Here is an 11,218-nt window from a genome sequence, read left to right as displayed (position 1 = left end):
TTATTTGGACATTCAAGGGTTTCGGCGCGCCGAGGCGTGTCTCGAAAGGGACAAATGCTTTGACTCACCCTGGCGACTGCGACTACACGCGACCCGAATACCCGCCCCCTGCGGGTGCTTATTTCGTCTTCAAGATTTTCGGGAGGAATGATGCGTCGGATTTCTCTTTGGGCGGGCCTCGGCCTCGCCATGGCCGTGCTGACCGGCTGCCCCCCCAGCTACCCCAACTGCAACGATGACTCGACCTGCTCCGAGAAGGGCGAGGTCTGTGTCCAGGGCCAGTGCCAGGAGTGCGCCACCGACGCGAACTGCAAGGAGGGCTTCACGTGCCAGGGCAACAAGTGCGCGCCCAAGCCCCCCGAGTGCACGGTGGACAACCAGTGCGGTGATGGCCGCATCTGCGAGGCCGGCAAGTGCGCCGAGGCCCAGTGCAAGGACGACTCCAGTTGCCCCTCCGGCGGCAAGTGCCAGGCGGGCCGTTGCCAGGCCCCCACGGACACCTGCGCGTCCAACTCCGACTGCGGTGAGGGTCAGGAGTGCAGCGCCGGCCGTTGCGTGACGGCCTCCGCGGACAAGTGCGACTGGAGCCCGGTGCGCTTCGGCTTCAACGAGTCCTCGCTGACCTCCGAGGCCCAGCAGCGCCTGTCCGACCTGGCCACGTGCCTGAAGACGGGCCAGCAGGGCAAGCTGACCCTCGCGGGCCACGCCGACGAGCGCGGCACCGAGGAGTTCAACCTCCAGCTGTCCAACCGCCGTGCGCAGGCCGTCAAGCGCTACCTGACGGACCTGGGCGTGAAGTCCAACGCGGTGACGACGGTGGGTTACGGTGAGACCCGGCCGGCGAACAACACCTCGTCCGAGGACGCCTGGTCCGAGAACCGCCGCGTCGAGTTCCAGCGCTAGTTGAGGCTGGGGTAGGCTGTGCGCCACATGGCCGTCCACGAGCCGGAAGCGCGGCAGTCCTATCTCGTTTTTGCCTGCGGTAGCAGCTGGTACGCGGTGCCCGCGGAGAGCGCGGCGGAGGTCGTTACCTTCCCCGAGCTCACGCGGGTACCGGGCTCCCCTGCCCATCTGCTGGGCGTGTTCGCCCACCGAGGAGAGGTCATCCCGGTGGTGGACATGGGCCTGCTGGTGGCGGGGGTGAGCCAATCCTCGCGGCGGGCCGTGCTGGTGCGGCTGCCGCGCGGCACCCTGGGCCTCACGGCGAGCACGGTTGCGGGGGTCTCCCCGGTGACGGGCGCGCTGGAGCCGCTGGGCTCCACTGGCGTCCAGGTCCACCTGAAGGGCCCCGCCAAGAGTGGTCCCCGGGATGTGGCCGTCATCGACCCCGAAGGGCTCTTCGACCATCTCAGCCAGGGGGCTTGACCCATGGCTCCAGCCAGTCCCGTCCGGGGCATGTTGTTCTGCCATGCGGGCCCGCATCGGCTCGCCTTCGCCGCGCATGAGGTGCTGTCCATCACCTCGCCGGGCGAGGAGGCGGACGCGGCCTCCGCCGGGCTGGCCTTCCACGCGCCGGCCGGTGCCACCCGGGTGTTGGTGGCGATTTCGGGCGGCGCGGTAGGGGTGGACACGCTCGAAATCGACGCGGAGTCGCATCCGGTGCTGCCCGCGCCCTGTGTGACGGTGCATGCCTCGGGCGGCAGTCTGCGGGGCTTCGTGCTGGCGCGTGGGGTGTTGTGGCCGTTGTTGGGGCTGGCGGACTTCGAGCGCTTCCTGCGGGGCGTGGCCCGGGGGGCGGCATGACGGCGCCCACGGACTTACGGGGCCTGGCCCGGTGGCTGGCGCGTCCGGTGGCGCCGGCCAGCACCCTGGGCATCTCCCTGGCGCTGCTGCACGGCCTGCTCACGGATGCGCTTCCCGTCGCTTCCTGGATGCGCTTCCTGGTGCTCGTCGTCGTCGTCACCGCGCTGTCGCTGTGGCTCATCCAGCAGCACGCGAGGCGCTCGCTGCGGGTGCTGTATGCCGTGGGGGCCGGGCAACTGCAGGCCACGCCGGAGCATCTGAAGTCGGCGCTGTTGGAGGCCCGGGGTTTTCCCGAGCGGTGCTTCTCCTTCGCCCTCCAGAGCTGGCTCGTGGGCGCCGTCGTCGTGGCCTTCGTCTTCATTCCCTGGGCGGATGCGCCGCTGTCGCTGGGGCCGCGCATCCTGCTCGTCGGTGCGTCGCTGGGCTCGCTGACGGCGCTGCTCATCTACCTGCTGGTGGTGCGTCGCTGCCGGGAGGCGGTGGAGCTCATCGCGGCCCGTGGCCTGTCCCCGCTGGAGGTGGTGGCCACGGCGCCGCCCCGGCGGTTGCACATCCGCCGCCGCATGGTGCTCTTCACCGCCATCGCGGTGCTCACGCCGTCGCTGTTCATCCTCGACGCCACCGTCACCCGCACCCTGCGCGCCATGGATGACGTGGTGCTGGCCCGCTCGCCGCTGGAGCAGGACGCGGCGCTGCGGCGGGCGGATGACGGGCGGGGGCTGGCGGTAGCGGGGCTCGTCGCCATCCTCGTGCTGCTGACGGCGCACCTGGGCGGCACGGTCATCGCGGCGCCCCTGCGCGCCATCACCGAGGACGCCACCCGTATCGCCCAGGGCGACCTGCGCCCCCCTCGGGTCATCGCCGCCGAGGACGAGGTGTGGGCCACGTCCGCCGCCTTCGCGCAGATGCAGGCGCAGCTCGGGCAGGCGCTCACCCAGCTTCGGCGCGCGGGCCTCCAGATTTCCACTACGACGGAGCAGCTCGTCGCTACGTCCGGCGAGCAGGAGTCGGGCGCGGACGAGCAGGCCAGCTCGCTCAACGTGACGAGCGCGACGACGGAGGAGCTGGCGCGCTCGGCGCAGCAGATCGCCGGCAACGCGGAGTCGGTGTCCACCATCGCCGAGTCCACGTTCGCCGCCGCGCAGACGGGCCAGCGGGGCGCCGCCGCCTTCCTGGGCGCCATGCAGCGCATGAAGCAGGACAACCAGGCCATCGCCGACGCGGTGGTGCGGCTCAACAAGCGCGTGCAGCAGATTGGCAAGGTGGTGGAGTTCATCAACGAGATCGCCGACAAGTCGGACCTGCTGGCGCTCAACGCGGAGCTGGAGGGCACCAAGGCGGGCGAGGTGGGGCGGGGCTTCTCGCTGGTGGCCGCGGAGATGCGGCGGCTGGCGGAGAACGTCATCCGGTCCACCAAGGCGATTGAGCAGCTCATCGCGGAGATTCGCGACGCCACCCATGCGGCGGTGATGGCCACCGAGGCGGGGCTGAAGGCGATGGACGCGGGCACGGTGCTGGCGGCCGAGGTGGACGAGAGTCTGAGCCTCATCCTGGAGCTGGCGAGGCAGACGTCCCATGCGGTGCGCAGCATCTCCCTGGCCACGCAGCAGCAGCAGACGGGCACCGACCAGCTCGCCGCCGCCATGGGGGACATCCTGCGTGTCACCGAGCAGAACTCGGCGGCCACCAAGCAGATGGCGGTGGCCAACGCGGACCTGTCCACCCTGTCGAGGGACCTCAAGCGCGTGGTGGAGCGCTTCCACGTCGTGGCCGGGGAGGACGCATGAGCGCGCGCGGTGGCTCCCGGCGGGCCTCGTTCAGCCGGCACCTGATGCTCCCCGTGCCGCTGGCCAACCTCATGGGCGCGGCGCTCGGGCTGCACTACGCCCGGCTCACGCTCTCCGATGCGCTGGCGGAGGAGGGGCGGCTGTCGTGGCTGCTCCAACTGGGCGGATTGTTGTGCGGGGTGGCGATGGCGGTGGGCGCGGCGGCGGCGCTGGGCCGGCTGCGCACCCTGCGCGGGCTGGAGCGCGGGGATGTCCCCGTGACGCCGGAGTCCCTGAAGGCGGCGGTGCTGGAGGTGACGCGCGCGCCGGACGAGGCCTTCCTGGGCTCGCTGGGGCTGTGGCTGCTCACCACCGTGGGCCTGGGGGCCTCGCTGTGGGGGCTGGCGGGCGCGGACATGGACATGTCCCGACGTATCGCGGGGCTGGGGCTGTTGTTCGGCCCGCTGACGGCGCTGCTCGTCCACTGCCTGGTCATCCTGCGCTCGCGCAAGGTGGTGCTGTGGCTGGCGGAGCTGGGCATGACGCACTCGCAGCTCATCGCGGCCATGCCCCGGCGGGCGGAGATTCGCGCGCGACTGGTGGCCTTCGCCTTCATCTCCGTGGTGACTCCGGCGGTGTTGTCGGTGCAGCTCTCCTCGGCGCTGGGGGAGCGGGCCCTGGCCCAGTTGGTGGCGTATGGCGAGCCCACGGCGGCGCTGGCCTCGGCGCTGCGTCTGGAGGCACTGGCCTCGGGAGGGCCGCTGGTGCTGCTCGTCTTCGGACTGGCGCTCACCACGGCGTACCTGGGAGGCACGCTGCTGGGGCGGCCTTTGCGAGAGCTGTCGAGCGAGGCGCGGCGCATCGCCGAGGGTGACCTGGCGAGCCCGCGCGTGGTGCCGGCGGAGGATGAAATCTGGGACGTGTCCGCCGCCTTCACGACCATGCGCGCGCACCTGGCGGACGTGATGTCGCAGTTGCAGCGGGCCGGGGCGCAGATTTCCGCCACCACCGAGGAGATTCTCACCACCTCCGGGCGCTACGAGATGGGGGCCGCGGAGCAGGCCAGCTCCCTGGACCAGACGAGCGCGACGACGGAGGAGCTGGCGCGCTCGGCGCGGCAAATCGCCGAGAACGCGGGCTCGGTGGCGCAGATTGCCCAGCGCACGCTGGGGGCGGCGCAGCAGGGGCAGCGCAGCGCGGAGTCGTTCCTGGGGTCGATGGAGCGGATGCGCCAGGACAACGGCGCCATCGCCTCCGCGGTGGTGCGGCTCAACAAGCGCGTCCAACAGATTGGCAAGATTGTCGAGTTCATCAACGGCGTGGCCGACAAGTCGGACCTGCTGGCGCTGAACGCGGAGCTGGAGGGCACCAAGTCGGCGGAGGTGGGCCGGGGCTTCTCGCTGGTGGCCGCGGAGATGCGGCGGCTGGCGGAGAACGTGCTGGAGTCGACCAAGGAAATCGAGGGGCTCATCGAGGAGGTCCGCGAGGCCTCGGCCGCGGCGGTGTCCGCCACGGAAGGCGGCGTGCGCGCGGTGGAGACGGGGACGACGCTGGCGCAGCAGGTGTCGGAGTCGCTGCGGCAAATCACGAAGCTCGCGGGGAAGACGTCGGACGCGGTGCGCAGCATCTCCCTGGCCACGCAGCAGCAACAGACGGGCACCGACCAGCTCGCGGAGACGATGGCGGACATCCTGCGCATCACCCAGCAGAGCCTCAACGCCACCAAGCAGGTGAGCAGCGCGAACACGGACCTGCTCGTGCTGGCGCGTGACTTGCGGGAAGTGGTGGAGCGGTTCCAGATTGGGCAGGAGACGCTGCGGGAGGAGGGCGGGTGAACCCGAGCGAGCGCCTCCTCAGGCAGTTCCGGGACCTGGTGACGGTGCGCCTGGAGCGCATCAACCGGGCGCTCATGGAGCTGGAGGCGGGGGCGAGCGTGGAGGCGGGACGGGGCGCGCTGCGCGAGCTGCACGGGCTCAAGGGCGAGGCCCGGATGATGGGCTTCGACGACATCAACGTGCTGGTGCACGAGATGGAGGAGCTGGTCCGCTGCACGGAGCCTCGGCGGTATGCGTTGTCGGCCGACTCCACGGACGCGTTGCTCAGCGCCGCGGACGTGGTGCTGGTGCTATCGGGTGCCCAGCCCTCGGCCGAGGCGTCGCCCGAGGTAGGGCGGCTCGTGGTCTGGCTCCAGACGTGTACTCGCGCGGAGGCGGATGGGCTGCCGGGCGTGGGCAGCCCGACGGAGGCCGCCAGGCAGGAGTCCCCGGTGTCCCGTCGAGTCGACGCGGGCGAGTCGCTGGCCGCGTTGGCTCGAGCCGCCGCCGTGGCTTCCGAGTCGAACTCCGCGGGTTCATTTCTGGGGGGCGCGGAGGGCAAGGGCGTCGCGACTCCTGGGGCACCTCGCGACACATCGTCTCCGAGCACTGGGATGGGGCGTGTCGGAGGAGCGCCCTTCGATGGGACTCCTCGAAGCGAGTCGATGGGCACTGGGGTGGGAAGGGCCGGCGGCGGTGCCTTCGCTTCCGTCGATGAGGCTGTTCGGAGTGGAACGGGCGCTGGGATGGGGCGTGTCGGAGGAGCGTCCTTCGATGGGACTCCTCGGAGCGAGTCGACGGGCACCGGGATGGGCAGGGTGGGTGGCGGCGCTTCCGTCGATGGGACTGCGCGGGGCGAGTCGGGCAGCGGAATGGAGCGTGTAGGAGGAGGCGCTTCCGGAGAGGGAGCTCCTCGGCGTGGCTCGGGCACGGGGATGTGGCGGGTCAGTGGTAGCGCGCCCATGGAGAGCCCGCCTCGGACCACGGCGGGAACCCAGCTGCCGACGGGCGGCACGTCTGCGTCATCGCGTGCACGGAACTGGCCTTCCGTGCCCCGTCCGGAGGGTGCTCCCGCCGCGAGCCCTCCTCGGGCCGGTCCCGGCGCGGGGGCCTTGCTGACGGCCTCGCCGGCGACTTCATCCAGCACGGGAACTCGCGCTCCTGTTCCCGCTGGAGGGCAGCAAGGCGGTGCCACGGCGGTGTCCCGTCAGCCCGAGACGCGCATGGACGCGGTGCGCATCGATGTGGCCAGCCTGGACCTGTTGACGAGCGCGGTGACCAACCTGGCCCAGGTGGCGCGGCGACGTGAGCGCGCCAACGCTCGGCGGCTGGCCCTGGCCCGGGAGCTCGGGCAACTGGCCCGCGCGGCGGAGGACCTGGGCCCGGCGGCGGTGGCCCTGGTGGCCCGTCTGGGCACGGCCAAGGAGCTGGCCGCCGACCTCCATCGCGAGTCCAAGCTCCTGTCCAACGAGGAACTCCGAGACCTGGGCCTCGTGGTGGAGGAGGTGCAGGGCCTGCGGATGCTGCCGCTGTCCGTCCTCTTCGAGCCCTACCCGCGCATGGTCCGCGACCTGTCGCGCGCCCTGGGCAAGGAAGTGGAACTCGTCGTCGACGGAGAGGACACGCGCGCGGACCGGGCCGTGGTGGAGGCGCTGCGCGAGCCGCTGATGCACCTGGTGCGCAACGCCCTGGACCACGGCCTGGAGACGCGGGTGGATCGGGTGACGTCGGGCAAGCACCCTCGAGGCTGTCTCACGCTGCGCGCCGCGCGAGAGGGCAGCCGCATCATCCTTCGTGTCGAGGACGACGGCCTGGGCCTGGACCCCGCCGAGCTGCGCCGGGTCGCCGTGCGCCGGGGCACCCTGGACGAGAGCGCCGCCAACGCGCTGTCGGATGCCGCGGCTCGCGAGCTCATCTTCCTGTCCGGCTTCACCTCGCGCGAGGTCGTCACCGACGTGTCCGGTCGGGGCGTGGGGCTCGATGCCGTGCGCGCCTCCATCCAGGGGTTGGGCGGCGACGTGGGCGTGGAGTCCGCGCCAGGGTGGGGCACCATCTTCGAGCTGCGCGTCCCCGTCTCCCTCACCGTGGCTCCGCTGCTCTTCGTCCAGGTGGGCCAGGAGACGCTCGCGCTGAGCGCCACCCACGTCTCGCGAGCGCTCAAGGTGGAGCCCGTGCACCTGTGCGAGGTGGCCGGCCGGCCCTCGCTGCTGGTGGAGGGCAGGGTTCTCCCGCTGGCCTCCCTGGGCTCGCTCCTGGGCCTTGCTCCGGAGCGGGAGGTGCGCGAGGGCGAACTCGTCCTGGTGGTGCGCAGCCAGAGCGGCGCCGCCGCCGTCGTGGTGGACCGTGTCCTGGAGGAGCGTGTCCAGGCCATCCTCCCCCTGCGTGGCGTGCTGGCCCGGTTCGGCCACCTGGCGGGGGCCACGTCCCTGGCGGACGGGAGGCTCGCGATGGTCCTGTCCGCCGCCTGGCTCACCGCCAGCGCGCATGGGACCTCCCCCCTGAAGCTGCCCCGCTCGGCCGTGCCCGGGGCTGAGTCCCGGCGACGCCGCATCCTCGTCGTGGACGATTCGCCGCTCACCCGGGAGCTCATCTCCAACCTCCTGGAGGCCGTGGGGTACGACACGGTGATGGCCGCCGACGGTGCGGACGCGCTGGACGCCCTGGAAGGGGCGTCGGTGGACCTCGTCGTGACGGACCTGGAGATGCCGGGGATGGACGGTCTGGAGCTGACCCGGCGCCTGAAGGGGCACCCCACCCAGGCCCGGCTACCCGTCGTCATCCTCACCACCCGTGGTGGCGAGGAGGACCGGCGGCGTGGGCTGGCGGCCGGGGCGGACGGCTACATCACCAAGGGAGATCTGGTGCGCCAGGACCTGGTGGATGTGGTGGGCCGGCTCTTGTCCTGAAGGGTCCCCTCTCAACCTCCTGAGGACAGGGCGAGCATTGGCTATACTCGCCACCTCGCGTACGGGGTATGGACAGGGCATGGGCAAGAAAGTGTCGGTGCTGGTGGTCGATGACTCACTCATCTGCCGACAGCTCATCTGCGAGGCGCTGAGCAAGGACCCCGACATCGAGGTCGTCGGTTCCTGCGCGGACGGCAAGCAGGCCGTGGAGATGACCAAGGAGCTGCGCCCTCACGTCATCACCATGGACGTGGACATGCCCGTCATGGACGGGTTGACGGCCACCGAGCACATCATGGCCGAGTGCCCCACCCCCATCCTGGTGCTGACGGCCGACCCGCGCTCGCAGGCGCCGGAGCTGACGTACCGCGCGCTGGAGCTGGGCGCGCTCGCGCTGCAAATCAAGCCCGCCATCGACGCCGGCCCCGAGGCGTGGAACCTGGTGCGGGAAATCAAGCTGCTCTCCTCGGTGCGCGTCATCCGCCACCTGCGGCGCTCCCAGAAGGGGAACATCACCCCTCCTCGGGTGACGACGTCGGTGTTGCCCGCGGTGTCCATGGGCGTGGTGGTGGTGGCCGCGAGCACGGGTGGGCCGCAGGTGCTGTACCGGATGCTCTCCGAGTTGCCGCCGGACTTCCCGGCGCCCATCGTCATCGTCCAGCACATCAACGCCGCCTTCGCGGAGTCGTTGGCGGGGTGGCTGGGCAACACGAGCCGGTTGAAGGTGCGGCTGGCGCAGGACGGTGAGCCGCTGATGCCGGGGCACGTGCTCATCGCCCCGCCGGGGTTGCACACCATGATTCCCTTCCGGGGGCGCGTGGCGCTCAAGGCGGGCGTGGAGCGGGACGGGCACATGCCGTCCGGGACGACACTGCTGGAGAGCGCGGCCAGGACCTACGGCCGCCGTGCGGTGGGGTTGGTGCTGACGGGCATGGGCGCGGACGGCGCGGAGGGGCTCCTGGCCATCCGTCAGGCGGGAGGGTTGACGCTCGCGCAGAACGAGGAGTCCTGCGTGGTGTTCGGCATGCCCGGCGCGGCGGTGGAGCGCAAGGCGGTGGACCACCTCATCCATGGGGACGAAGTCGCCGCCACGCTGGCGCGACTGGCCCGGGGTGAGTCGCTCGCAGTGGGGCGCTGAGCCGCCAGTGCGTGCTCCGGGCGCGCCATGGGCTTCCGTGCGCGCCTTCCTCACGGCGCGTACGGGCATGGCCTTGAGCGGACCTCAGATTCGCCGCCTGGATGATCGGCTGGTGGAGCGGTGTCGTGGGCTGACGCCGCACCAGTACCTGGCCTTCCTCAAGTCTCCGTCGGGCGCGGCGGAGCTGGAGGGGCTCATCTCCGCGGTGGTGGTGAACAAGACGGACCTCTTCCGAGACGAGGTCCAGCTCACCGACTTCCGGGAGCGGGTACTGGCGCCGCTGGTGGCGCGCGCGGGGGGACGGCCGCTCCGAATCTGGAGCGCGGGCTGCTCCACGGGCGAGGAAGTGGCCACGCTGCTCGTCCTCCTGGCGGAGGCAGGCGCGAGCCCTGGCAGCACGGTGTTGGGGACGGACATCTCCGAGGCGGCGCTGCGGAGGGCGTGCGCGCTCTCGTTCGCTCCGGAGCATCTGCGCCGGGTGCCCGCGGGGCTGCGTGAGCGCTACTTCGTGCCCATGGGCTCGAGGCTGGCGCTGGTGTCGGCGCTGCGTGAGCGTGCCAGCTTCCAGGTCCACAACCTGATGGACGTGCCCTATCCCCGGCCGGTGGGCGAGGGGCGCTTCGACGTCATCTTCTGCCGCAACGTCCTCATCTACTTCACGGTGGAGTCGTTCCACCGGACGGTGGCGACGCTGGCTGGCAGCCTCGCGCCCGGGGGGACGCTGGTGCTGTCCGCGTCGGAGCCGTTGCTCCAGGTGCCTCCGACGCTGCGGGTGGAGCGCACGGCGGCGGCCTTCTTTCACGTCCGTGTCGAAGAATCCGGAGCAGGGCAGGGTGCGCCGCATCCTGGCAACGAGGTCCCGGTGGCTTTCCTCGGAAAGGCCGCGGCCCCTGGTGTTCCAGGCCGGTCATCGGCGGCCGAGGGCGCAGCGCTGTCGGGCGCACGGGATTCCGGCCGGATCTCGGCGTCGGGAGCGAGCCGAGCATCGTTGATTCCCATCGAGGTGGGTCGGGCCTCGGCGTCGAGAGTGGGCCGGGAGCCCTCGAATCCCAGCGACGCGGGGCGCCCTTTGGCGTCGGGAGCAGGCCGCGCGCCTGCGAATCCCGGCGACGCGGGGCGCTCTTTGGCGTCGGGAGCAGGCCGGGAGCCTGCGAATCCCAGCGACGCGGGGCGCTCTTCGAAAGCGGGCCGGGAGCCGTCGAGCCCCCTCGACTTGGGTCGTGCTACGGCGTCGGGAGTGGGCCGCGAGCCGTCGAGCCCCCTCGACTCGGGACGGACGTCCGCGTCGGGAGCAAGCCGGGAGCCTGCGAATCCAAGCGACGCGGGGCGCTCGTCGGCGTCGGGAGCGGGCCGCGAGCCGTCGAGCCCTCTCGACTCGGGACGGACGTCCGCGTCGGGAGCGGGTCGGGAGCCCTCGAATCCCCTCGACGCCAGCCGTGTCACTGCACTGCCCTCGCCAGCCTCCGTCGAGGCCGATCTGCTCTTCGCCTGTGTCCTCGACGGAGCCGCCTCGGGTGTCTCCGACGCGGTGGCGGAGCGGGACTTGCGCCGTTGCCTCTCGCTGGACCCGGACCACGCCGCCGCGCGCTACCTGCTGGGGCTGCTCCTGGAGCAGTGCCGTCGCCCCCTGGAGGCCGCCGTCGAGTACCGCCGGGCCCTCGAATCCCTGGAGGAAGGCAGGGCCCGCACGGTCCCCTTCTTCCTCAACCCCGGCCGGCTCCGCGTGGCCTGCGCACACGCCGCCGGACGCCTGTCCCCCCTCGGCGGCAGTCGCTGACAGGGCAGGCGGCCGGGCCGGGATGCCAGGGCATTGCGAGAAGTCCGGACGAAGCGCCGATTTGGCCGTAAGAT

Annotated in this window: 8 protein-coding genes; all 8 read left to right on the top strand. The window is 71.6% G+C overall.

The window, feature by feature from the left end; genetic code table 11:
• The first annotated feature begins 150 nt into the window (after positions 1-150).
• Positions 151-903, top strand: a complete 753-nt coding sequence (locus tag HUA76_RS15270) for an OmpA family protein (RefSeq protein WP_141643905.1) — start codon at positions 151-153, stop codon at positions 901-903.
• Between the two features lie 27 nt (positions 904-930).
• Positions 931-1,365: a chemotaxis protein CheW gene (locus tag HUA76_RS15265; protein WP_174461291.1), complete on the top strand. Its 435-nt coding sequence runs from the start codon at positions 931-933 to the stop codon at positions 1,363-1,365.
• A 3-nt stretch (positions 1,366-1,368) separates the two neighbouring features.
• A complete protein-coding gene (locus HUA76_RS15260) occupies positions 1,369-1,743 on the top strand; it encodes a protein CrdC (protein ID WP_174453437.1) in 375 nt (124 codons plus the stop codon).
• Complete coding sequence (locus tag HUA76_RS15255; RefSeq protein ID WP_141643882.1) at positions 1,740-3,530, top strand: methyl-accepting chemotaxis protein; 1,791 nt, start codon at positions 1,740-1,742, stop codon at positions 3,528-3,530. Before HUA76_RS15260 ends, HUA76_RS15255 begins: the two co-directional genes overlap by 4 nt.
• Positions 3,527-5,344 (top strand): methyl-accepting chemotaxis protein, encoded by a 1,818-nt coding sequence (locus HUA76_RS15250; protein ID WP_141643883.1) that lies wholly within the window; start codon positions 3,527-3,529, stop codon positions 5,342-5,344. Before HUA76_RS15255 ends, HUA76_RS15250 begins: the two co-directional genes overlap by 4 nt.
• On the top strand, positions 5,341-8,229 hold the full coding sequence (locus HUA76_RS15245) for a response regulator (RefSeq protein WP_174461290.1): 2,889 nt from the start codon (positions 5,341-5,343) through the stop codon (positions 8,227-8,229). Before HUA76_RS15250 ends, HUA76_RS15245 begins: the two co-directional genes overlap by 4 nt.
• Positions 8,230-8,308: 79 nt before the next feature.
• Positions 8,309-9,367 (top strand): chemotaxis-specific protein-glutamate methyltransferase CheB, encoded by a 1,059-nt coding sequence (gene cheB / locus HUA76_RS15240; RefSeq protein ID WP_141643885.1) that lies wholly within the window; start codon positions 8,309-8,311, stop codon positions 9,365-9,367.
• A 37-nt stretch (positions 9,368-9,404) separates the two neighbouring features.
• Complete coding sequence (locus tag HUA76_RS15235; RefSeq protein ID WP_371823479.1) at positions 9,405-11,144, top strand: CheR family methyltransferase; 1,740 nt, start codon at positions 9,405-9,407, stop codon at positions 11,142-11,144.
• The last annotated feature ends 74 nt before the right edge of the window (positions 11,145-11,218 follow it).

The organism is Myxococcus sp. CA056, assembly GCF_013336715.1.
Classification (GTDB): Bacteria; Myxococcota; Myxococcia; order Myxococcales; family Myxococcaceae; genus Myxococcus; species Myxococcus llanfairpwllgwyngyllgogerychwyrndrobwllllantysiliogogogochensis.
The sequence above is the reverse complement of the archived record's forward strand: the minus strand, read 5'-3'. Positions and strand labels throughout refer to the sequence as shown.